Source organism: Mesorhizobium sp. L2C084A000 (assembly GCF_000502875.1).
In the GTDB taxonomy this organism is placed as follows: Bacteria; Pseudomonadota; Alphaproteobacteria; order Rhizobiales; family Rhizobiaceae; genus Mesorhizobium.
In genome coordinates this window covers 1-22820 of record NZ_AYWX01000016.1, presented here as the reverse complement: position 1 = coordinate 22820, position 22820 = coordinate 1, and the positions used below count along the sequence as shown (strand labels likewise).

20 protein-coding genes, 4 pseudogenes and 1 riboswitch are annotated in these 22820 nt (G+C 63.6%); of the genes and pseudogenes, 16 read left to right on the top strand and 8 right to left on the bottom strand.

What is annotated here, in order from left to right; genetic code table 11:
• The first annotated feature begins 7 nt into the window (after nucleotides 1-7).
• The 5 genes and pseudogenes from X735_RS140140 (at nucleotide 8) to X735_RS01000000166350 (ending at nucleotide 5233) form a co-directional block, all read left to right on the top strand.
• Nucleotides 8-1795, top strand: a complete 1788-nt coding sequence (locus X735_RS140140) for a bifunctional alpha/beta hydrolase/class I SAM-dependent methyltransferase (protein ID WP_196815352.1) — start codon at nucleotides 8-10, stop codon at nucleotides 1793-1795.
• Nucleotides 1796-1800: 5 nt separating this feature from the next.
• Entirely contained in the window at nucleotides 1801-3126 is a 1326-nt protein-coding gene (locus X735_RS140145; RefSeq protein ID WP_023813524.1) for a phosphatase PAP2/dual specificity phosphatase family protein, read from the top strand.
• Nucleotides 3123-3566 carry a hypothetical protein gene (locus X735_RS140150; RefSeq protein ID WP_023813523.1) on the top strand — a complete coding sequence of 148 codons (444 nt, stop codon included), beginning with the start codon at nucleotides 3123-3125 and terminating at the stop codon, nucleotides 3564-3566. The genes X735_RS140145 and X735_RS140150 overlap by 4 nt, the downstream gene beginning before the upstream one ends.
• Entirely contained in the window at nucleotides 3563-4225 is a 663-nt protein-coding gene (locus X735_RS140155) for a lysophospholipid acyltransferase family protein (protein WP_031213680.1), read from the top strand. The genes X735_RS140150 and X735_RS140155 overlap by 4 nt, the downstream gene beginning before the upstream one ends.
• Nucleotides 4225-5233: pseudogene (locus tag X735_RS01000000166350) on the top strand (phosphatidate cytidylyltransferase). Before X735_RS140155 ends, X735_RS01000000166350 begins: the two are co-directional and overlap by 1 nt.
• A 64-nt stretch (nucleotides 5234-5297) precedes the next feature.
• Here X735_RS01000000166350 and X735_RS140160 read toward each other — a convergent pair.
• Nucleotides 5298-5726 carry a Fur family transcriptional regulator gene (locus X735_RS140160; RefSeq protein ID WP_023813521.1) on the bottom strand — a complete coding sequence of 143 codons (429 nt, stop codon included), beginning with the start codon at nucleotides 5724-5726 and terminating at the stop codon, nucleotides 5298-5300.
• Between the two features lie 222 nt (nucleotides 5727-5948).
• Between X735_RS140160 and X735_RS140165 the strand changes: the two genes are divergently transcribed.
• The 4 genes from X735_RS140165 (at nucleotide 5949) to X735_RS140180 (ending at nucleotide 9461) form a co-directional block, all read left to right on the top strand.
• A complete protein-coding gene (locus tag X735_RS140165) occupies nucleotides 5949-6818 on the top strand; it encodes a metal ABC transporter substrate-binding protein (protein WP_155930606.1) in 870 nt (289 codons plus the stop codon).
• Between the two features lie 77 nt (nucleotides 6819-6895).
• Complete coding sequence (locus tag X735_RS140170) at nucleotides 6896-7756, top strand: manganese/iron ABC transporter ATP-binding protein (RefSeq protein WP_023813519.1); 861 nt, start codon at nucleotides 6896-6898, stop codon at nucleotides 7754-7756.
• On the top strand, nucleotides 7753-8613 hold the full coding sequence (locus X735_RS140175) for a metal ABC transporter permease (protein WP_023813518.1): 861 nt from the start codon (nucleotides 7753-7755) through the stop codon (nucleotides 8611-8613). Before X735_RS140170 ends, X735_RS140175 begins: the two co-directional genes overlap by 4 nt.
• Nucleotides 8610-9461 (top strand): metal ABC transporter permease, encoded by an 852-nt coding sequence (locus X735_RS140180; protein ID WP_023813517.1) that lies wholly within the window; start codon nucleotides 8610-8612, stop codon nucleotides 9459-9461. Before X735_RS140175 ends, X735_RS140180 begins: the two co-directional genes overlap by 4 nt.
• Before the next feature lie 18 nt (nucleotides 9462-9479).
• Here the strand turns inward: X735_RS140180 and X735_RS140185 are convergent, their stop codons facing one another.
• From X735_RS140185 to X735_RS140195, 3 genes are read right to left on the bottom strand one after another with little or no spacing between them, the layout of a single operon-like run.
• Entirely contained in the window at nucleotides 9480-10466 is a 987-nt protein-coding gene (locus X735_RS140185) for an iron ABC transporter permease (protein WP_023813516.1), read from the bottom strand.
• A 29-nt stretch (nucleotides 10467-10495) separates the two neighbouring features.
• Nucleotides 10496-11443: an ABC transporter substrate-binding protein gene (locus X735_RS140190; RefSeq protein WP_023813515.1), complete on the bottom strand. Its 948-nt coding sequence runs from the start codon at nucleotides 11441-11443 to the stop codon at nucleotides 10496-10498.
• 47 nt (nucleotides 11444-11490) lie between these two features.
• The gene (locus X735_RS140195) at nucleotides 11491-12279 is read right to left on the bottom strand and encodes an ABC transporter ATP-binding protein (RefSeq protein ID WP_023813514.1); all 789 of its coding nucleotides are present in this window, start codon (nucleotides 12277-12279) and stop codon (nucleotides 11491-11493) included.
• A gap of 161 nt (nucleotides 12280-12440) precedes the next feature.
• Nucleotides 12441-12648: riboswitch (cobalamin riboswitch) on the bottom strand.
• A 295-nt stretch (nucleotides 12649-12943) separates the two neighbouring features.
• Here X735_RS140195 and X735_RS140200 point away from each other — a divergent pair.
• Nucleotides 12944-13777 (top strand): AraC family transcriptional regulator, encoded by an 834-nt coding sequence (locus X735_RS140200; protein ID WP_023813513.1) that lies wholly within the window; start codon nucleotides 12944-12946, stop codon nucleotides 13775-13777.
• 4 nt (nucleotides 13778-13781) lie between these two features.
• On the opposite strand, the gene X735_RS140205 is transcribed toward X735_RS140200, so the two are convergent.
• The 3 genes from X735_RS140205 to X735_RS140215 are packed head-to-tail and all read right to left on the bottom strand — an operon-like array spanning nucleotide 13782 to nucleotide 17399.
• Nucleotides 13782-14921, bottom strand: a complete 1140-nt coding sequence (locus X735_RS140205; protein ID WP_023813512.1) for a DSD1 family PLP-dependent enzyme — start codon at nucleotides 14919-14921, stop codon at nucleotides 13782-13784.
• Nucleotides 14921-16198: a D-arabinono-1,4-lactone oxidase gene (locus X735_RS140210; RefSeq protein ID WP_023813511.1), complete on the bottom strand. Its 1278-nt coding sequence runs from the start codon at nucleotides 16196-16198 to the stop codon at nucleotides 14921-14923. Before X735_RS140210 ends, X735_RS140205 begins: the two co-directional genes overlap by 1 nt.
• Before the next feature lie 13 nt (nucleotides 16199-16211).
• Entirely contained in the window at nucleotides 16212-17399 is a 1188-nt protein-coding gene (locus X735_RS140215; RefSeq protein ID WP_023813510.1) for an MFS transporter, read from the bottom strand.
• Nucleotides 17400-17522: 123 nt separating this feature from the next.
• Here X735_RS140215 and X735_RS140220 point away from each other — a divergent pair, with 123 nt between their 5' ends.
• A complete protein-coding gene (locus tag X735_RS140220; protein ID WP_023813509.1) occupies nucleotides 17523-18149 on the top strand; it encodes a TetR/AcrR family transcriptional regulator in 627 nt (208 codons plus the stop codon).
• Between the two features lie 67 nt (nucleotides 18150-18216).
• Here X735_RS140220 and X735_RS140225 read toward each other — a convergent pair whose 3' ends face one another.
• A complete protein-coding gene (locus X735_RS140225) occupies nucleotides 18217-19068 on the bottom strand; it encodes a hypothetical protein (RefSeq protein WP_023813508.1) in 852 nt (283 codons plus the stop codon).
• Nucleotides 19069-19140: 72 nt separating this feature from the next.
• Between X735_RS140225 and X735_RS140230 the strand changes: the two genes are divergently transcribed.
• From X735_RS140230 to X735_RS0135025, 5 genes and pseudogenes are all read left to right on the top strand, one after another.
• Complete coding sequence (locus X735_RS140230) at nucleotides 19141-19935, top strand: class I SAM-dependent methyltransferase (RefSeq protein WP_023813507.1); 795 nt, start codon at nucleotides 19141-19143, stop codon at nucleotides 19933-19935.
• A gap of 233 nt (nucleotides 19936-20168) precedes the next feature.
• On the top strand, nucleotides 20169-20465 hold the full coding sequence (gene groES, locus X735_RS140235) for a co-chaperone GroES (RefSeq protein WP_006203049.1): 297 nt from the start codon (nucleotides 20169-20171) through the stop codon (nucleotides 20463-20465).
• A gap of 63 nt (nucleotides 20466-20528) precedes the next feature.
• A pseudogene (locus X735_RS1000000166890) lies at nucleotides 20529-21346 on the top strand (TCP-1/cpn60 chaperonin family protein); the annotation flags it as partial.
• Nucleotides 21347-21348: 2 nt separating this feature from the next.
• Nucleotides 21349-21957: pseudogene (locus X735_RS01000000166345) on the top strand (TCP-1/cpn60 chaperonin family protein); the annotation flags it as partial.
• Between the two features lie 2 nt (nucleotides 21958-21959).
• Nucleotides 21960-22820, top strand: a pseudogene (locus tag X735_RS0135025) (TCP-1/cpn60 chaperonin family protein); the annotation flags it as partial.

Below are 22820 nucleotides of genomic sequence, written 5' to 3'. Positions count from 1 at the left end.
AAAGACCATGATGCACGAACCGATCGCCGCCGCGGCCACGCAAAGCTTTGCGCGGCAAGCGCAGGAGCGGGTCTTCCGCAGCCATGACGGGGCGGAGATCTTCTACCGATTCTGGCCTGCGGCTTCGGCCGATGCCAAAGGCGCGGTGGTGCTGTTCCATCGCGGCCACGAGCATGGCGGCCGCATGGCCCATCTCGTCGACGAATTGCGGATGCCGGACCACGCCTTCTATGCCTGGGATGCCCGCGGCAATGGCCGTTCGTCCGGCGAGCGCGGCTATGCCCCTTCCTTCTCGGCCCTGGTGCGCGACATCGACTGCTTCATGCGCGAGATTGCCGCCAGGGATGGCTTCGCCACTGGGGATATCGCGCTGATCGCGCAATCCTTCGGCGCTGTGCTTGCCGCCGCCTGGGTGCATGACTATGCGCCGAAGTTGCGCGCCATGGTACTGGCCTCACCGGCCTTCTCGGTGAAACTCTACGTGCCCTTCGCCAAGGAAGGCATCGCACTCTGGCAGAAGATCAAGGGCCGCTTTTTCGTCAATTCCTACGTCAAGGCGAAATTCCTGACCCATGATCCCGTGCGCATCGCCTCCTTCGAGAGCGATCCGCTGATCACGCGGCCGATCGCTTCCAACATCCTGGTCGAACTCTACCAGCATGCCGCACGCATCGTCGCTGACGCCCGCGCCATCAGCGTGCCGACCCAGCTTCTGCTTTCGGGCAGCGACTGGGTGGTGCGCCACGGCCCGCAGCACGAGTTCTTCGTCAATCTCGGCAGCCGCACCAAGGAACGCCATGTGCTGCCGGGCTTCTTTCACGACACGCTGGGCGAACGCGACCGGGCGCAGGCCCTCGAGCTGATCCGGCCGTTCCTCGCCAGGCAATTCGCGGCACCGGACGCGCCGGTCGACCTGAAGCAGGCGGACATCGCCGGCTACACCCGCGACGAGGCCGACCGGCTTGCCTCGCCGCTCGCTCTGATGTCGCCCAAGGGCCTCTATTGGGCATTCAGCCGCGCCTCCATCCGCATGGGTGCCTGGGTCTCGCAGGGCATGAAGACCGGCATCGCCACCGGCTTCGATTCCGGCTCGACATTGGATTACGTCTACGAGAACGACGCGCGGGGTCTCACACCTCTTGGCCGCGTCGTCGACCGTGTCTTCCTGGAGGCCATTGGCTGGCGCGGCATCCGCCAGCGCAAGCTGCATCTCGAAGAGCTCATCGGCTCTTGCGTGGCGACGCTCAAGGCCGCTGGCCGGCCGGCGCACATTCTCGACATCGCCGCCGGCCATGGCCGCTATGTTCTCGATGCCATCGCGAAGAGCCCCGACCAGCCAGCGAGCGTTCGCCTGCAGGATTATTCCGACCTCAACGTCCAGCTTGGCCGCAAGCTGATCGCTGAGCGGCAATTCCCGGCTGATTTCTCGTTCCAGCGCGCCGACGCCTTCGATGCCGACATGCTCGCCGGCGCCGATCCAGCGCCCGACCTCGCCATCGTTTCCGGCCTTTACGAGCTGTTCTCCGACAATGCGATGATCGCCCGCTCGCTCGGTGGGCTCGCCCGCGCCATGCAGCCGGGAAGCCTTTTGCTCTACACCAACCAGCCCTGGCACCCGCAGCTCGAGATGATCGCACGCAGCCTGACCTCGCATCGCGGCGGCGAGGCATGGGTCATGCGGCGTCGTACGCAAGGCGAGATGGACCAGCTCGTCGAAGCCGCCGGTTTCGAAAAGCTCGACCAGCGCATCGACCAATGGGGCATCTTCACCGTCTCGGTCGCGCGGCGCCGCTGAACAGCATGGTCTCATCGCCTGCACCCACCGCGCGCGCCGAGCCTTATGGACGGGTGGTCGTCAGGGCGGCGCTCTGGCTGGCCTTCCTGGCGCCGTTCTTCTATCTCAGCTACGGCTTCGCCAACTGGCTGGCCTCGCGGCGCGACGAGGTCGGCAGCATCGTGTTCTCGTGGGAGCACGGCATCCCGTTCGTCGCCTGGACCATCGTGCCCTATTGGTCGATCAACCTGTTCTACGGCCTGTCGCTGCTGCTCAACAACGACAGGCAAGGGGTGGACCGCCTGGCCGGGCGTTATCTCACCGCGCAGATCGTCGCCGTTGCCTGCTTCATCCTGTTCCCGCTGACCGCGACATTCGTGCGGCCGGCGACGACCGGCCTGCCCGGCTTCCTGTTTGCCGTGCTCGGCGGTTTCGACAAGCCGTTCAACCAGGCGCCCTCGCTGCACATCGCCCTTCTGGTGATCATCTGGGATCATTGGCGCCACCGGCTCGGTGGCCTTCTCCTGGCGCTCTGGCACGGCTGGTGCTTCCTGATCGGCGCCTCGGTGCTGACGACCTGGCAGCATCATTTCATCGACATCCCGACCGGCGCGCTGCTCGGGTTCTTTGCGCTGTGGCTGTTTCCGCGCAGCGGCGCGTTGCCGTTTTCAGGCTTCCGGCTAACCAGCGATGTGCAAGCGCGGCGGCTGGCGCGGTTCTATGCGCTGGGCGCCGTGCTCGCGCTGGCGGGCGTCGCGCTCGGTGCATTCGTTTGCGCTGTCGCGCTGTTCCTGCTTTGGCCGGCGCTGGCGCTGGCCATCGTCGCCCTCGCCTATGCAGGGGCAGGCGAAAAAGTGTTCCAGAAATCCGTCGATGGCAGCATCACGCTCGCAAGCCGTGTCCTGCTCTTGCCTTACCGCCTCGGCGCCAGGGCAAACATATGGGCCTGGACGCGCAATCTCGCTCCCCAGGTGGCGATTGCCGATGGCGTCTTTCTCGGGCGCTTTCCCACTACACGCGAGGCCAACGGCTTCGGCACGGTCATCGACCTTGCCGCCGAACTTGAAAGACCGGCGGCACCCGATTGCCGCTGGATCAGCTTTCCGATGATCGACCTGTTGCCGCCGCCCGTGTCGGTACAGCAACAGGCAGCCGGCGCGCTGGAAAGCGCGCGTCGGGATGGCACCGTGCTGGTGTGCTGCGCGCTCGGCTTCCAGCGCAGCGCCGGCGTCGTCGCCGAATGGCTGGTGGTGACCGGCAGGGCCAAAACGTCGACGCTCGCCCGCGAGATGCTCGCGGCCCTCGGCCGGCCGGTTCATCTTGCAGAAGCCACGGATCCGGTAGCGTCATGACCGGCAATGCCTATCAGGACCGCACCGACCGCTTCGCCGGCATGCTGATGCGGCAGGCAGGGTGGCCGGCCGCAATCGTGGTGGCCGCGAATATCCTTGCGCCGCTGGCTGCCTCGACGCGCGGCGCTTTCGAAAACTTGCCCGCGGCCGTTGCTTTGTCGATCACCGCCGCGAGCGCGGTGGCGGTGCTGATGCTGTCGACACTGCTGGCGTTTGACGCGCTGCTGTTCCGGATCATGGCCAGCCATGATGACGAAGCTTCCGGCGGTGCCGCAGTGGACGACATGCTGGCGCGCATGCGCCTGAAAACGGCCCCGTCCGCGACACGTTCGCTTGATGACCGCATGGCCGGCACGCGTCGTCTGCTGCTCAAGCAGCGTGCCGCCCTGGCTCTGTTTGCCGCAGCACTTCTGGCGGCAGGGTTTTGGGCGCCGCGATGAACAGGCTTTCGCTCAAGACCTTCACCTTGCTGCAGACGGTAACCTCCGTCGGCCTGTCGGCGCTGGCCCGGATGGTAACCGGGGTGCGGCCGATCTGGAACGGCAGCCTGCCCTCCGACCGCCAGCGCATCTATTTCGCCAACCACACCAGCCATGGCGACTTCATCCTTTTGTCGGCCTGCCTCAGCGAAAGGGAGCGCGCGATCACCCATGCTGTTGCCGCAGGCGAATATTGGGGGAAGTCGCGGCTGCGCCGCTTCATCGCGCAGGACATGCTGTCGTCGGTGCTGATCAACCGGCAGTGGACGAGACCTGAGGAAAATCCGATCGAGATCATGCTGTCGGTTCTCGACCAGGGGCACTCGCTGATCCTGTTTCCCGAAGGCACACGCAACATGACCGAAGAGCCGCTGCTGGCATTCCGCTCCGGGCTCTACAATCTGTCGACGGCGCGCCCTGAGGTCGAGCTGATCCCGTGCTGGATCGAGAACATGTCGCGCGTGCTGCCCAAAGGCCAATTCCTGCCGGTGCCGCTGCTGTGCCGCGTCGTCTTCGGCCCGCCGGTGGCGATCGGTCCGGGCGAAGAACGCCGCGCCTTCCTCGAACGCGCCCACGCCACGCTTCTGGCGCTCAACCCGCGTCCCGAGCGAGACGATTGATGCGCCACGAGATCTCCATCCTGATCATTGGCCTGCTGGCGGTTTTGACCACCGCCAGCATCGTTGCCGCCATACTTTGCGCGCGGGCGCCAAAGCCGCTTAGCTCGACGCTGGTCAATCTGACCCAGCGCATCAACGCCTGGTGGGTGATGGTGGCGCTGATGACGGTCGCATTTTTCTTCGGCCGTTACGGGATGACCATCCTGTTCGCGCTGATCTCCTTCGCCGCGCTGCGCGAATTCGTGACGCTGACGCATACGCGCCGCAGCGACCATTGGGTGCTGCTCGGCATGTTCGGCATCATCATCCCGTTTCAGTACTGGCTGGTGTGGACCGCCTGGTACGGGCTCTTCGTCATCTTCATTCCGGTCTATTGCTTCCTGCTGATGCCGGCCATCACGGCGCTGCATGGCGACACGGAACGCTTCCTCGAGCGGATCGCCGCGCAACAATGGGCGGTGATGATCTCGGTCTATTGCGTCAGCCACGTCCCTGCCCTGCTGACACTCGACGTGCCGGGCTTCGAAGGCCGCACCCTGCTGCTGATCGCCTTTCTCATCATCGTCGTGCAAGGCAGCGACGTGCTGCAATACATCTTCGGCAAGCTGTTTGGAAAACACCGTTTCTCGCCGAACGTCTCGCCGTCGAAAACCTGGGAAGGCCTGATCGGCGGACTGGTGTCGGCGAGCCTGCTCGGCGCGCTGCTATCGTTCGTGACACCCTTCTCGCCGCTGCAGGCAGCAGCCGTGGCCTTCGTCGCCTGCTCGATGGGATTTCTCGGCGGGCTGGTCGCCTCGGCCATCAAGCGCGATCAGGGCGTCAAGGACTGGGGCCATCTCATCGAAGGCCATGNGCGGGCTGGTCGCCTCGGCCATCAAGCGCGATCAGGGCGTCAAGGACTGGGGCCATCTCATCGAAGGCCATGGCGGCATGATGGACCGCACCGACAGCCTGGTCTTCGCCGCCCCGGTGTTCTTCCACATCGTGCGCTATTTCTGGACCGTGTGATCCGGCGATCTGTTGCCGCGCCCAAAGCGGTTGCGGATGAGCATGGTGACGACCAGAAACCACGCTATTTAGCGCGTTTCCTGACATACAGTTCCAGCTTGTGGCGGACGATCTCGAAGCCAAGCTCCGACGCTATCTCGGCCTGCAGTTTCTCGATTTTGTCGGAACGGAACTCGATCACCTGACCGGTGTCGAGGTCGATGAGATGGTCGTGATGTTCACGGTCCGCGTTTTCGAACCGGGCGCGGCCCTCGTCGAAGGCATGACGCTGGATGGCGCCTTTCTCCTCCAGGAGCCGCAACGTCCGGTAGACGGTCGACAAGGAAATGCTGCCGTCGATCTGGTGGGCACGAGAATACAATTCGTTCGCGTCCGGATGGTCATGCGCATCCGCCAGCAGCCGCAAGATCACCTTGCGTTGTTCAGTCATCCGGACACCGGCGGCTTTCAAATTGCTCCGGAATCGCTCGAAAAGGTCGTTGTCCGCTTTCATCCGTCATACTTAGCCGCGTTGCCACGCGACTGCAATTAGCTACTTGCAAATCAGTTGCAACTGCAATATCAGATGCAAATCACTTGCATTAGCATGACGTGAGCAGCGCATGGGCGACGATCAACTCCAGTCGAAAGGCATCCGATGACTGTTTCTGCTTCCCCAACCCGCAGGACGATGCTGCGGGCGCTTGGCGGCCTTGTGGCCATCGGTTTTGCGACGATGGCGAGCCTCGTTCCGGTCATGGCACAGGAGACTCAGCCTTCGGCAGGGAAGGTTCTGCGCGTCGTGACGACGTTCACGATCATCCAGGATATCGCGCAAAACGTGGCCGGGACCGCGGCAATCGTAGAGTCGGTGACCAAGCCCGGCGCTGAAATCCACGATTATCAGCCGACGCCGCTCGACGTGGTGAGGGCGCAATCGGCCGACCTCGTGCTCTGGAACGGCATGAACCTCGAACGCTGGTTCGAGAAATTCTTCGACAACGTGAAGAACGTGCCGAGTGCCGTCGTCACGGAGGGCATAGAGCCGATGGGGATCAAGGAGGGACCTTACGAAGGCAAGCCCAATCCGCATGCGTGGATGTCGCCGAAGAACGCCCTCATCTATGTCGAGAACATCCGCAAGGCGCTGTCCAAGGCGGATCCGGCAAACGCCCCGGTCTATGCCGCCAATGCCGCCGCCTATTCGGAAAAGATCAAGGCAATCGACGAGCCCATGCGCAAGCGCCTGTCGGCGATCCCAACGGACCAACGCTGGCTGGTTACAAGCGAAGGCGCTTTCAGCTACCTGGCACGCGACTTCGACCTGCGCGAAGCCTATCTGTGGCCGATCAACGCCGACCAGCAAGGCACCCCGCAACAGGCGCGCAAGCTGATCGACCTGGTGCGCGAGAACAAGATTCCGGTGGTGTTCAGCGAAAGCACCATTTCCGACAAGGCGGCCAAGCAAGTCGCGCGCGAAACCGGAGCCACCTATGGAGGCGTTCTCTACGTCGATTCGCTGAGCGAGGAAGACGGCCCGGTTCCGACCTATCTGAAGCTTCTCGAAACCACCGTCGAGACGATCGTCCAGGGGTTCGGCGGGTGACCGGGGTTCGCGCCGCGCTCGCTCCGGACAGCAGCCGTGATCGAACATCGACCGGTAGCGGCCGGGTCGTTGCCTCCATCGACGTGGACGACGTCACCGTCAGCTATTCAAGCGGGGTCACGGCCGTACACTCCGCCTCTTTCAGGCTCGGCGCCTCCACCATCTGCGCGCTGGTCGGCGTCAACGGCTCCGGCAAATCGACGCTGTTCAAGGCGCTGATGGGCTTCCTGACGCCGTCGACAGGAACAGTGCTTATCGCCGGATTGCCCGTCCACGCAGCGCTGAAGCGCGGCCTAGTCGCGTATGTGCCGCAGAGCGAGGATGTCGACTGGAACTTTCCGGTGCTGGTGGAAGATGTCGTCATGATGGGCCGCTACGGCCACATGAATTTTCTGCGTATCCCAGGCAGAGCCGATCGCATGGCGGTCGACGCGGCACTGGAACGGGTCGGCATGACCGATTTTCGCAAGCGCCAGATCGGCGAACTGAGCGGCGGCCAGAAGAAGCGTGTGTTCCTGGCGCGCGCTCTGGCGCAGGGGGGCGAAATCATCCTGCTCGACGAGCCGTTCACCGGCGTCGACGTACAGACCGAAGCAGCGATCATCGATCTCCTTCGGTCGATGCGCGACGACGGCAAGCTGATGTTGGTGTCGACGCACAATCTCGGCAGCATCGTCAATTTCTGCGACCATGTCGTCATCTTCAACAAGACGGTGCTGGCCTTCGGACCGACAGAGACAACGTTTACGCAAGCCAATCTTGCGAAAGCTTTTGGCGGCGTGCTGAGGCATCTGCGCCTCGGCGGCGCCGATCTTCATGACGACCCCGACGCTCGCCACCTGACCGTGCTGACCGATGACGAGCGTCCTCTGGTGCTTTACGGCGAGCGGGATCAAGAGAAGATGATGAAGCCCGACAGCGGATCGCCAGCCCCGTGATCGACATCCTGCTGGAACCCTTCACCTACAACTACATGGCCAAGGCCATCTGGGTCAGCGCCCTGGTCGGCATGGTCTGCGCGTTCCTGTCCTGTTATCTCATACTAAAGGGCTGGGCCCTGATGGGCGACGCGCTTGCCCACTCGGTGGTGCCCGGCGTTGCGGCCGCCTACATGCTGGCCCTTCCCTATGCCGCCGGCGCATTCGCCTCCGGCCTCATCGCCGCGCTCGGCATCACCTTGGTGCGGCGCGTGACGCAACTTCGCGAGGACGCCGTGATCGGCCTTGTCTTTACAACGCTGTTCGCTGGCGGGCTGCTGATTGCGTCGATCAGTCCGACCTCCGTAAACATCCAGTCCATCGTACTCGGCAACATCCTCGCAATCTCCGACGAGGATGTAACCCAGGTCATCCTCATCGCAGCGGTTTCGCTGGCTGTATTGGGGCTTCGATGGAAGGATATGATGCTGGTGTTCTTCGATGAGAACCATGCGCGCGGCGTCGGCCTGAATCCGTGGCGGTTGCGGGTCCTGTTCTTCGTGCTGCTCAGCGCCTGCATCGTCGCCGCGCTCCAGACCGTCGGCGCGATCCTCGTGATCGCGATGGTGGTAACGCCTGGCGCCACCGCCTACCTGCTTACCGATCGGTTCGGTGTCATGATCCTGCTCGCGATGGCGATCGGCGCGGCGACGAGCGCGGTTGGCGCCTATCTCAGCTTCTTTCTCGATGGCGCGACTGGCGGACTGATCGTGGTGCTGCAGACCGTGGTCTTTCTGATTGCCTGCGTCTTCGCACCCAAACATGGGCGGCTCGCCGCACGCCGGGCGGCACGTGCCGCATCGCAGGTCGCGTCATGATGACGATCTGGTCCTGGATCGCCGAACCGCTCAGCCACGAATTCATGCGTCGCGGTCTCGCCGTCGCCGTTCTGGTCGGCGCCATTTGCGCGGTGTTGTCCTGCTATCTCGTCCTGAAGGGCTGGTCGCTGATGGGCGACGCCGTTTCGCATGCCGTGCTTCCGGGTATCGTGCTCGCCTATATCGCCGGGATCCCGCTTGCCTTCGGCGCCTTCGTGGCAGGACTTGGCTGCGCGCTGGCGACGGGCTACCTCAAGCAGCACAGCCGGATCAAGGAGGACGCAGTCATGGGCATCGTCTTCTCAGGCATGTTCGCGTTTGGCCTGGTGCTGTTCGTCAAGGTCGAGACCGACCAGCATCTCAATCATATCCTGTTCGGCAACATGCTCGGCGTCCAGTGGCGCGACGTGATCGAGGCGGCGGTCATCGTCGTGCCGGCGATCCTGATCGTTCTGGCAAAACGCAAGGATCTGCTGCTTTATTGTTTCGATCCGGCCCATGCGCGCGCGATCGGCCTGCCCGTCAACCTGCTGCATTTCGGGCTGCTGACGCTGCTCGCGTTGACCATCGTGGCCTCGCTGAAGGCTGTCGGGATCATCCTTGTCATCGCCATGCTGATCGCGCCGGGAGCGATCGGCTTTCTTTTGACGAAGAGCTTTGAGCGCATGCTCGCCATTGCTGCCGCGGCCGCCATCGGGTCGAGCGTCGTGGGAACGATCCTCAGCTATCACATCGACGCAGCCACCGGCCCGACGATCGTCGTCGTTCAGGCCGGCGTTTTTTTGCTTGCCCTGTTCCAGTCGAAGCGCCCAAAGCAACGGGTGCAACTGGGCATTTCGGGAGAGTAATCGCGGCCCTGACCGTACTCAAAGCCGGTTGCGGATCAGCATGGTGACGACGAAGAACGCGCCGACCGAGCTGGTGATGATGCCGATCGGCAGTTCCTGCGGCGGCAGCAGCGTTCGGGCCAGAAGGTCGCTGGCCAGCAAAAGCACCGCGCCAAACACGGCACAGCTGGCAACCAGGCGCAGGTGCAAGGGGCCCGCCAGCGGCCGTGACAGATGCGGAATCATCAGCCCGACGAAGCCGATGACGCCAGCGACCGAGACAAGGATAGCCGTCGAGAAGGCGGCGACGAGAAAGGTCATCCGGCGCATGCGCGCCACCGGCACGCCAAGGCTTTCGGCGGCATTTTCACCGGCCAGGAAAGCATCGAGCCGGCGGTGGTTCCACAGCGCGTAAGCCAGAATGGTCCCCGCACCCAGTGCGCCGAGCCAGATGTTGTCCCAGCGCGCCAGGCCAAGGCCGCCCATGGTCCAGAACAGCACGGAGTGGGCGGCGCGCTGATCGCCGGCAAAGACAAGATAGTTGGTCAAGGCGGTGAACATGAAGGACACGGCAAGGCCGGCAAGGATCAGCCGCTCCGGGCCTTGCCCCCTCACCCGCGCCACCAGCAGCAGGACGACGCCGGCAGCCAATATGCCGCCGGTGAAGGCCGCGACCGGCAATGTCCAGATGCCGAAACTGTCGCCGAAGACGGTGATAACGGAAACCGCACCCGCGGCGGCGCCCGACGACAGGCCGAACAGGAACGGGTCGGCAAGGTCGTTGCGGGTCACCGTCTGCAGCAGCGCACCGACGACGCCGAGACCGACGCCGACGCAGATGGCCAGGATCGTGCGCGGCAGCCGCAGGTCGACGACGATCTTGCCGACCGGTCCGGACACGTCGTGCCCGCTTAAGCCGATTGCGCGGCCAAGTGCTGCAACAACGTCGGTCAGCGGGATCAGCGTCGAGCCATAGGCAATCGACAGCAGAGCGAGAGCGGCGATCGCCGCCGCTCCCAGCACCATGGACAATGCAAATGCTGGATGACGCAAGCTCAAAACGCTTCCGGATGCATGGCTTTCGCGATCTTGTCGATCGCTTCGATGTTGGCGGGTCCAGGCGTCAGCTCGGCGTAGCGCAGGGCAACGAAGCGCTCGTTCTTGACCGCGTCTGTCTCCTTCATCGCCGGATGCGCCTTCAGGAAACCGAGCAGCTTCTTGTAGCCGCCGCCGTCCTGGTAATCGAGCAGGATGAGGAATTGCGGATTGCGCGACGCCACCGTTTCCCAGTCCGTGTTGCCCCAGCTGGTGTCCATGTCGGCCATGATGTTGTCGCCGCCGGCGGCAGTGATCATGGCGCTCGGAATAGCGAACTTGCCTGCGGTGAACGGCTTGTCCTCGCCGGAATCATAGAGGAACACCCGCGTTCCCTTGGCGTTGCCGACCTTGGCGGTGATGTCGGCGAGCTGCGTCTTCCAGCCGGAGACAAGCTTCTCGGCCTCGGCTTCCTTGCCGAAAATCTTGCCCAGCTTTTCGACGTCGCCGTAGAGCAGGTCCATCGAAGCGGCGGGGCGGCTCTTGTCGAGATGGACGCAGCTTTCCGTCAGCACCAGCGTCTTGACGCCATGCAGGGCAAGCGTGTCGGGCGTCACTTCACCACCCGGCTTCATGCCATAATACCAGCCGGCGAAGAAAAAATCGGGCTCGACCGCGACGAGGTTTTCGAGCGTCGGATATTTCGGCGCCAGTTCCGGGATCGAACCCTGCTCCGCCTTGAATTCGGGACCCACCTTGTACCATCCAGTGATGCCGGTCAGGCCGACGATCGACGGCTGCAGTTTCAGCGCGAAAGCCATCTCGGCCATGTTGAGATCCTGGATGACGGCGCGCTTCGGCGGCGCATCGAAGGTCAGCGGCTTGCCGCAGCTGTCGACGGTCACCGGGAAGGCCAGGGCTGTCGAGGCCAGCAGCGAGAAGGCAAGCGAAAAAGCGAGGCGTTTCAAGGGTTTTGCTCCTGTGGACGGGATTGATCGATATGGGACGGCTTCAATCAGAATGGCGGCGCGGCACGGTTCGGCATCTCGAACACCGTCAGTTCGCGGTCTTCGGTCGGATGGCGCAGACGCAGCACATCGATGCCGAAAATCTCGCGGATCAGCTTTTGGGTCAGCGCTTCGCGCGGTGCGGCGAGCGCTTGCAGACGGGCATGGTTCATCACCGCCACCCTGGTGGCGAACGGCGCGACCAGCGCCAGATCGTGCAGCACCGCGATCACCATCATCTCGAAGCCGGCCACGAGTTCAAGCAGTTCGCCGCGGGCGCGCGGGTCGAGATGGTTGGTCGGCTCGTCGAGGAACAGGATCTTTGGCTGCTGGGCGATGGCGCGCGCCAGTTGGGCGCGCTGGCGCTCGCCGCCCGACAGGGAGCCGATGGTGCGGCCAAGCAGCGGCAGCAGGCCGGTCCGGCGCAGCGCATCGACGACAATGTCACGCTCCTCGCTCCTGCGCCGTAGCCGAGCGTGCGGGACCCGGCCCAGCTCGACATAGTCGATCACCGCCAGCCGCGGATCGGGCTGGTCGGTCTGGCCGACAACGGCGATATGCAGCGCCCGCTCGGCGGCGGAAATCCCGTCCAGCCGGCGCCCGCCGAGGTTCACCTCGCCGGAGCTCGGCCGCAGCATGCCCGACAGCATGCGCAGCAGCGTCGTCTTGCCCGCGCCGTTGGGACCGATGATGGCTAGGCGATCGCCAGCGGCCACCGAGAAGCTGACCGCCTGGACCAGATCCCGCCCATTGGCCATGGCGCAGAGGTCATGTGCTTCGAGAAGCGCTACGGTCATCGGCTGCCCGCCAGATTGCCGGGATGGCAAAGCGTGCACACGATGATGCGATGATCGATAGAGCCGTCCAACTTTCCGTCACTTTCCAAAACTGGCGACGGAAGGAAGCTGGCGAAGCGGCCGACAAGACCGGGATTCGCGTTTCCTCCCGGCACACCCCGTCCGGTCAACTCAGTGATGGCAGGTCTCCTGGCTCGCGGGTCGTTGCGCCATCCTGCCTTCCCAGCCTTGCCGGCCAGTGGCATTCACGGATTTTGCTCGCCGCTTACAGTTGCGGGGGCAGCCACGGCCTGGACCCCTGGGGATCTCACCGTGTTCCCTTTTCACCCCTCGCCTTTCGACTCGGGGACCATCACCGCTTCAGCGTAGATTTCCTCCAATCGCTTCGCAATGGATTTCTCGGACGGAGTGGTGGGCCGGCTAGGGGAAACATGCATTTCACGCTCTCGATATGTAATAACATTACGCATTTAGAGGATGCCGCCTGGCGCTGTCAAGCGAAGCCTGCCGAATTTGGCTCGTCGGCGGCAAGGGGCGCTCGACCGCTGTGCCATATCGGTGTGCGACTGTGACGGGATCGGTTCGATTGCGCGGGATGCGCAATTTCGATCAAACTGGCCGCGCCAGGAAACGGCAGGATGATCTGGCCAATGCGAGGAGCAAAATGAACCCGACCGAGAAAGCGCTGTGGTTCGTCGAAAGTCATCTGCCGGAGGCGATCTCGCTTGACGATATCGCGCAAAGCAGCGGCGTGTCGCGTTTTCATGTGACGCGGGCTTTCGGCGCTGCCACGGGCCGCTCGGTGATGGGCTACATGCGCTCACGCCGGCTCACCGAGGCGGCGCGCAAGCTGGCCGGCGGGGCGCCCGACATTCTCTCCGTCGCGCTCGACGCCGGCTACAACTCGCATGAGGCGTTCACCCGTGCCTTCCGCGATCAGTTCGGCACCACGCCGGAACTGGTGCGCGCGCAAGGCACACTCGACAAGCTCGACCTCGTGGAGCCGATCCTGATGGACCAGTCCTTCCTCACCAATCTCGAACCACCGCGTTTCGAGACCAGCCGGCCGTTCCTGATCGCCGGCCTCGGCGAACGCTACAGCTGCGAAACCAGCGCCGCCATTCCGATGCAATGGCAGCGCTTCGGCCCCTATATCGGCAACATTCCGGGCGAGACCGGCGATGTCGCCTATGGCGTCTGCGTCAACGGCGACGATGCCGGCAATTTCGACTACATCGCCGGCGTCGAAGTGTCTGATTTTTCCGACCTGCCGAGGGAATTCAGCCGGGTGCGGGTGCCGGCGCAGAAATATGCGGTCTTTGCCCACCGCGAACACATCTCGACCATCCGCCGCACGGTCAATACGATCTGGAACAAATGGCTGCCGGCTTCCGGCCACGAGATATCGGATGCGCCGGAATTCGAACGCTACGGCCCTGAGTTCGACCCACGCAGCGGCAATGGCGGGCTGGAGATCTGGATACCGGTGAAGGCGTAGTCGGTCAGGCCATCGGCAGCGCCGGCCAGCGATCGACTATCCCGCCGCCGGAAAACACAGCGATCGACCCGAACTGCTGCAGCACGGCTTCGCTCTGCGTCGGCCTTAGAAACGCGTAGTCGCCGGGTTTTGCGGTCGCGTCGGCGGGCAAGCCCATGAATTGCTGGTTGGAGGACAGGCCGAGCAGCCCGTTCGCCTTCATGCCTTCGGGGAAGACGGGCTCGGCCATCCACTTGCCGCCATAGAGATAGCAGCCCTTGCGCGGGAAGCGGCCGAGCGCCTGCAGCAGGCGGGTGACGGCCGGCGGGCCAGGCAGCATCGGCTCGACCATTTTCAGGATCGGCGTGGCGATGAAGGCCGCCGGCTGGAAGCCGTCGAGTCCTGGCGTATCGAAGTCGCTGGGCAGCACGAAGGCGGAGCCCATCGAGACCTCGTTGGCCATGCCGCCATGATGAAGCAGCGCGGTCTTGCTGCCGCCGATGTTCAGGATACGGCGCTGGTCGGCGCCGAGACAGGCGACGAACGCCGAGGCCTGCGCCGACGCCTTGGCCAATGCCTTTGCCGGTCCGCCGAAAAGGCCGGGAATGAGCGGCGCATGCGCCTCGTAGGCCATGACGCCTTCGCAATGCAGCCGGGCCGGCAACGCGCTCAACGCCTTCGACAAGGCCTCAGGATTGGCGAACCCGCCGCGATGCAGCCCGACATCGATCTCGAAAGCGATGCGCAGGCCGATGCCGAGTTCGCCAGCGAGGGCGCCATATTCCGCCAGTCTCTCCTCGCTGTCGATCAGCCAGCAGACACGCGACCAGTCGACCGCGCCCCTCGAAAGCACAGCCCTTGCCGCATCGACAGGCATCGGCTTGCCATACAGCAGATCGGCATCCGGAAACGCCTTCAGCACCGCCTCGCTGATCGGCGGATGGAAGGTCATGACATGATTGGTGCCGAGCGCCTTGCCGATATGCGCAAGCAGCGGCAGGCAGGCGAGCGATTTGTCGACCAACCGCACAGCAAGGCCGGGGTCGAGCCTGTCTTTCACCAGGGCAATGTTGCTGTCCAGCCGGTCGCGATCGAGCAGCAGGCAGGGCTGGAAGATGCCGGCTTCCTTCAGCGCATCCGACAGGGTGGAAAAATAGGTGCTCATCATTCGATGCCGAACAGGCCGGCCATGTAGGGTGAGACAAAGCGGTTTTGCGGATCGATGTCGCGGCGCACCGCCATGGCGTCGTCCCAGCGCGGGTAGAGCTTTTTCAGCTCCGCGGCCTTGAGGCTGTGCATCTTGCCCCAATGCGGCCTGCCGCCATATCTGCGGAAGATAGGTTCGGCCGCCCGCATGAATGGCAGCGGATCGTTCGCCGCGTCATGGTGGATGGCGATCGAGCAGGTCGGCCTCCTGTAGAATGGCGACAGCCAGAATTCGTCGGGCGCAACGGTGCGCACCTCCATCGGGAAATAGACCTCGGGAAAACGCTTCTCGGTCAGCTCGATGATCTCGGCCAGCGCCTTCGGCCCTTCCTCGAACGGCAAATGATATTCCATCTCGTTGAACTTGGTCTGCCGGTCGCTGGCATAGACGTTGAGCCAGTCCTGCACGTAGTCCTCGGCCGGCAATTTGGCGATGGCGCCCAGGATCAGACGGCCACGCAGCGATGGCAGCCAGGCAAGTGAAGTGCGCAGCCTGCGCAGTGTCCTCAAACCCGACTCGTCTTCTTCCGGCGGCCGTGCGGTGGGTGCGGCGCCGCTGAGATCGCTGGCGATGAACTGCGCGTAGCCGGAAAACGGAATGTAGTAGAATTCGGCCGAGCGATGCGCGGCCATCATCGTCTCGAACTCCCGCAGCATCTCAGTGATCGGCAGCACCCATTTGCGGCGCCGCAGCCGGTAGGTCGCGATGTTGTTCAGCGTCACTTCGGTGAGCACGCCGAAAGCGCCGAGTGCGACGCCGATGGCATGGATCATGTCCTGATCCCCTGCCCGCTTGAAGTCGCGAACCTTGCCAAGCCCGTCGACGATCCGCACTGTCTCCAGCTGCGTGTGATAGGCGCCGAGCGTCGGTCCCGAGCCGTGCGTGGCGGTGCCCAGCGCGCCGCCGATCGCCTGGCGGTCGATATCGCCCATGTTGGGCAGGCCCTGGCCGATGCCTTGCAGGATGCCCATCAGCGCGCCGAGCCGGGTTCCTGCCCGCACCCGCGCCTGATGTTTTTGCGCATCGTGCGAGACCAGCCCTTCCAGCCTCTCCAGGGACAGGATCGTGCCCCGCGATTTCACCAGCGGCGTGAAGGAATGACCGGCGCCGGCGACGCGCACCGGGCCAGGCGCGGTCCGGACGAGATCACCGAGCTCACCGGCATCGCCGGGGCTGGCGATCAGCTTGGGCTCGGCACTTACAAAGCCCGACCAGTTGCTCCAAATGTTTGACATCCCACCTCCCCGCTCAGGCAACCGCACGACGGCGACGTGACACAAGGACGAACAGACCGAGCAGCGCCACGCTGGCCACCGCGCTGGCGGCGGCGAATTCCGGCACCGGCCGGAAATCCTTGCCATCGATGAGCAGCGACGCCGCGATCGGTCCGATCGCCAGGCCGAAAAGCTGGGCCGCCGGCACCAGCAGCACAGCGGTCCGCGTCTCGTCGGCGGTGATCGCCAGACGTATCTGGTAGGGCACGATGAACAGCAGGATAAAGCCCATAGCCAAGGCAGCGACCCAGAACGTCGTCAGGCCAGGGCTACTGGCAAGAACCAGGGAGCTGACAAGCGCGACGACGCCGATCGCCGCGATGGCAAGGCGATAGTCGATGCGTGCTTCGAACGCCGTCGCCGTCATCGCCCCCAGGACCTGTACGGCGAGGCTGGCCGAGACGATCAGGCCGACGGTGCGGGCATCGATGCCATACTGTGCGCCAAGCGGTTCCAGAAAGGCCCAGACCGCGCCGAAGAACATGAAATAGCAGAAGACCGACAGCAGCGCGGTGAGTGAAGGAACCGTCAGCACATTGGCCAAATTCTCCTCCTTGGGCAGGTCGGCATAGTCACCGGGAACAGTGAAGGCGACCGCCAGAGACGCGATGCAGACGACGGCAAGAACGATGAAGCCCCCTGCCGACCCTGCGGCCGGGATTACATAGAGCGCCAGCAACAGGGCGAGCGCGCATTGCGCCAGCGTCTGCATGGTGACGAAATAGCCGCCGATGCGCTCGGCGCGCCGCGAGCGGGCGATCAGTTCGGTGGCGATGGCGACCAGACCGCCCTCGGCGAGCCCGGCCAGGGCGCGGGCCGCAATCAGCGTGCCGGCGCTCGCGGCATAGGCCGTCCACACATTGGCCAGCGCCAGCAGCAGCAGAAGGACGGCACTTTTCCAGCGCATGTGGTGCGCCGAAAGCAGCATCGCCACGACAGCCGAACCGATGGCAATGGCGATCATCTCGGCGGTGGCGACCAGCGCCAGTTCGTCGCCGCTGACATGACCCTCAGTGTAAAGGGCGCCGAGCAACACGGGCTGCAGCCCGAGGATGAGCAGGCCCACCGAACCGATCCACAGGGCCGAGGCAAGCTGCCAGCCGGTCGGATTGCCGACCAGCCAGTCGCCACTGCCTGCATGGCCGGTGTCTGTCGAAGCCAAAGGCGCCTCCCAACGTCCTTGCCGTGCGGCAAAAAAGCTGACAACCTGTCAGTATTTCAGAAACTGATACTTGATCATATTTCTTGTCAACCGGAATTTGAAAACTGTGCGAAAGATCGGTGCATGACCGAATTGAAAAGAATGGCGACCGAGCCGAGGCGCAGGCCCAAGCAGGAACGCAGCCGCGAGCGCATCGACGCGATCCTGTCGACGACCATGCGGCTGATCGGGGAAAAGGGTATCGACGCCGTCACCATGAAGGAGGTCGGCATGCTGGCGGGCGGGCCGATCGCCACCGTCTACCACTATTTTCCCAACAAATCGGCGATCCTGGCGATGCTCTATGAACGGTTTTCAGAGGTCAGCCGGGCACGGCTGACGACGATCATCGCCGAAATCCACGAGGCGAAGGATGTGATCGTGGCCGCTGACCGGCTGCTCGATGATTATCTCAACCGTGTCGCCGGCGATCCGGCCATCCAGGATCTGCAGAACGCCATCCAGGCCGACAAGGCGCTCAAGAACCTCGACATCGCGGAAACCCGGTACCAAGCCAAAATGTTCTGCGACCACGTCATCGCCTTGCTCAAGCCCGAGAGGCGCGAGCAGTTCGAACGCATGGTTCTGCTGATCTTCCAGCTCGCCGGCGGCGTGGTGCGCCTGGCGCTCGCCGAGGGCGAACCGGAAAGCCGCCAGACCATCGAGGATTACCGGTCTATCATTCACACCCAGCTGCGGCTGTTTTTGTAGCCGTGGCGATCGTCAGCAAGCTGCCGCGAATGAGAGGTGTCGGGCATCGCAAGCATCAGAACGCCCGCTATGCGACCTGGCGGACAAGGGCTTCGAAGCCGTCGGCAAGATTGGCATTGCCGGCAGCGAGAAACGCAGAAAGATTGCGGGCGCCACCGGGCGTCTTGTTGGCATCAAGCAGCACCGCCCTGCCCTCATGCATGACGAAATCGAACTTTCCGTAGTCAAAGCCAAGCCGGCGCCTCAACGTGCGAAGCTCGTCGGGAACCGGAACCGGCTCACGTCGGATCGTGTCGTCGCCCTTGACGAGGCTCTGCGGCGAGACATGGCGGGTGCAGCGCTCGCGCTCGCCGCAGAATATCCAGAAGCGGGCTCCAAAGCCGTCCGCCTCCGGCTCGGGAATGAATTTTTCGACGACGAGATCGCTGCGGTCGAAGACCTCCGGCGCAACATCCGAAAGGGATGCATAGACGCGATAACCCTCGATGAGCTCGACGCCGGGAAACGGCTTCGGCTTCCCGGCTCGCAGCGATCGCCGGTTGAGCGCTTGCTCCCGCATCCCGAGATTGTTGAGATTGCTCTTGACGATGACCGGTCCTTGCCAGTCGTCCTCCTTGCCGATCACCGCGCCACTGACGCGTCGCTTGGAGATGTCGGCGGCTCCGATGTTCAGGCAGAAGGGAAAAGCGCGTGCGTATTCGACATATTCGGGGGGCGTCACAGTCGCATCGACGTGCAGCACCGCGATGTCGGCCTCCGGCTTTGCCGACGTTCCGGGGATTATGCGGACGGAATGACCGCGTCGCTTCAGTTCCTCCAGCAAACCGAAAAGCATATAGGAGCTCCGGCGGCGAAACAGCAGGCCACGCCGGCGTTCGAACCTGTCGAACTCATGCGTAATAACCGCGATGCGTGTCATGCGCCCCCCGAGCTTGGCTTCATCAGCGTCCTCCATTATGCCTGCAAATACAATGCCGGCTTGGGGGTGTGGATGACCGACCATTGGAATGCCATTCGAGGGCACTGGCAGTTGCTCGGGCCACCGTTGCGGCCGCCAGCGGAAGCGGTTGAGGCCTATGAGCGTGAGCTCGACCTTTCGAAGGCGCACGTCATTCTGCTCGGCGTGACGCCGGAACTCGCCGGGCTCGGGACGACGATGATGGCCGTCGACGAATCCTCCGACATGATCGCCGGTATCTGGCCAGGCGACACCGCGTTGCGAAAGGCAATCAACGGCGACTGGCTCGACTTGCCGGTGTCGGACGCAAGCATCGATGCGGTGATCGGCGATGGCTGCCTGTCGGCGCTCGGCCTTTCAACCGCGCGCCGGGCGCTGTTTGAGGCGATCGCCGGCGTACTGCGCACCGACGGCCGAGCGGGACTGCGTCTCTTTGCCGGTCCCGAAACACCGGACGATCCGGCGGCGGTGCGGGCGCTTGCACTGTCGGGCGGTGTCTCGACCTTCCACGAACTCAAATGGCGCGTCGCAATGACCGCGACGGGCGATGCGCCCGACCATGCCATTCCGGTCAGGATGATCGCGGAAAGGTTCGATGCACTGTTTCCTGACCGCAAAGAGCTTTCGGCTCGCACGGGCTGGGACCTGCCCACCATCGGCACCATCGATGTCTATCGGAACTCGCCGGCCATCTACACCTTCGCGCCGGCGACTGCATTGGCGAGCGAGGCGGAAGCGTTCTTTGGTGATGTTCGCATCGCTTTGACCGGGAGCTATGGGCTCGCCGAGCGATGCCCGCTGTTGGTGCTGCGGGCGCCAAGACACTGAAGATAGCAGGACGGCGCTCGACCGGGGCAGGCGCAACCCAGGCTTTGTAAAATCGTGCGGCAGCATGAGAAAAATTTCGCTCGCATCGCGGCCTTCGCGCACCTTGACTCTCAAAAGCCGTCAGCCTATTTCAGCGCCACGTTAGCACTCGCCTTTGGTGAGTGCTAACCACATATGTCCGGCGCCGCCGGACGGAGGAACTGTTTCTCACCGTTCTCATCGAGGAAGAAAAAATGGCAAAGTCGAAGTTCCGCCCGCTTCATGACCGCGTGGTCGTTCGCCGGGTCGAATCCGAATCCAAGACCGCTGGCGGGATCATCATCCCCGACACGGCAAAGGAAAAGCCGCAGGAAGGCGAGATCATCGCTGTCGGCTCCGGCGCTCGTGACGAAGCTGGCAAGCTGGTCCCGCTGGACGTCAAGGCCGGCGACCGCATCCTGTTCGGCAAGTGGTCGGGCACCGAAGTCAAGCTCAATGGCGAAGACCTTCTGATCATGAAGGAATCCGACATTATGGGCATCATCGGCTGATATCAGGCCTTTCCTTCGCACCATCAAATCTGAATTTCGGGCGAGATGCCCAGGAGTAAAAAAATGGCTGCCAAAGACGTAAAATTCTCCCGCGATGCCCGTGAGCGCATGCTTCACGGCATCAACATCCTCGCCGACGCGGTGAAGGTCACCCTCGGCCCCAAGGGCCGCAACGTCGTCATCGACAAGTCGTTCGGCGCACCGCGCATCACCAAGGACGGGGTCACCGTCGCCAAGGAAATCGAACTTTCCGACAAGTTCGAAAACATGGGCGCGCAGATGATCCGCGAAGTTGCTTCGAAGACCAACGACATCGCCGGCGACGGCACCACAACCGCGACCGTTCTGGCGCAGTCGATCGTCCAGGAAGGCAACAAGGCCGTTGCCGCCGGCATGAACCCGATGGACCTGAAGCGCGGCATCGATCTGGCCGTGACCGAAGTCGTCGCGGCGCTCGGCAAGGCTGCCAAGAAGATCAAGACCTCCGAGGAAGTTGCCCAGGTCGGCACGATCTCGGCCAATGGCGACGAGTCGGTCGGCGCCATGATCGCCGAAGCGATGCAGAAGGTCGGCAATGAAGGCGTCATCACGGTTGAGGAAGNCGAAGTCGTCGCGGCGCTCGGCAAGGCTGCCAAGAAGATCAAGACCTCCGAGGAAGTTGCCCAGGTCGGCACGATCGCCGGCAATGGCGACGAGTCGGTCGGCAAGATGATCGCCGAAGCGATGCAGAAGGTCGGCAACGAAGGCGTCATCACGGTTGAGGAAGCCAAGACCGCCGAGACTGAACTCGAGGTCGTCGAAGGCATGCAGTTCGACCGCGGCTATCTCTCGCCCTACTTCGTCACCAACGCCGACAAGATGGTTGCGGATCTGGAAGACGCNCCAGGAAGGCAACAAGGCCGTTGCCGCCGGCATGAACCCGATGGACCTGAAGCGCGGCATCGACCTGGCCGTGACCGAAGTCGTCGCGGCGCTCGGCAAGGCTGCCAAGAAGATCAAGACCTCCGAGGAAGTTGCCCAGGTCGGCACGATCTCGGCCAATGGCGACGAGTCGGTCGGCAAGATGATCGCGGAAGCGATGCAGAAGGTCGGCAACGAAGGCGTCATCACGGTTGAGGAAGCCAAGACCGCCGAGACCGAACTCGAAGTCGTCGAAGGCATGCAGTTCGACCGCGGCTATCTCTCGCCCTACTTCGTCACCAACGCCGACAAGATGGTTGCCGAGCTCGAGGACGTCTACATCCTCCTGCACGAGAAGAAGCTGTCCAACCTCCAGGCCATGCTGCCGGTTCTCGAAGCCGTCGTGCAGACCTCGAAGCCGCTGCTCATCATCTCGGAAGACGTCGAAGGCGAGGCCCTGGCCACGCTGGTCGTCAACAAGCTGCGTGGCGGCCTGAAGATCGCCGCCGTCAAGGCGCCGGGCTTCGGTGATCGCCGCAAGGCCATGCTGGAAGACATCGCCATCCTGACCGGTGGCCAGGTCATCTCGGAAGNAAGCCGCTGCTCATCATCTCGGAAGACGTCGAAGGCGAGGCTCTGGCCACGCTGGTCGTCAACAAGCTGCGCGGCGGCCTGAAGATCGCCGCCGTCAAGGCGCCGGGCTTCGGTGATCGCCGCAAGGCCATGCTGGAAGACATCGCCATCCTCACCGGTGGCCAGGTCATCTCCGAAGACCTCGGCATCAAGCTCGAGAACGTCGGCCTCAACATGCTCGGCCGCGCCAAGAAGGTGTCGATCTCCAAGGAGAACACCACCATCGTCGACGGTGCCGGCAAGAAGGCCGAGATCCAGGGCCGCGTTGCCCAGATCAAGCAGCAGATCGAAGAGACCACTTCGGACTACGACAAGGAGAAGCTGCAGGAACGTCTGGCGAAGCTCGCGGGCGGCGTCGCGGTGATCCGTGTCGGCGGCGCGACGGAAGTCGAAGTCAAGGAAAAGAAGGACCGCGTCGATGACGCCCTCAACGCGACCCGNGCCCAGATCAAGCAGCAGATCGAAGAGACCACTTCGGACTACGACAAGGAGAAGCTGCAGGAACGTCTGGCGAAGCTCGCCGGCGGCGTTGCGGTGATCCGCGTCGGCGGTGCGACGGAAGTCGAAGTCAAGGAAAAGAAGGACCGCGTCGATGACGCCCTCAACGCGACCCGCGCGGCCGTCGAAGAAGGCATCGTTGCAGGCGGCGGCGTCGCTCTCCTGCGCGCTTCGGCCGACATCAAGGTCACCGGCGTCAATGCCGACCAGGCCGCCGGCATCAACATCGTTCGTCGTGCGCTGCAGGCTCCGGCCCGCCAGATCGCGGCCAACGCCGGTGCGGAAGCATCGATCGTTGCCGGCAAGATCCTTGAGAACAAGGGC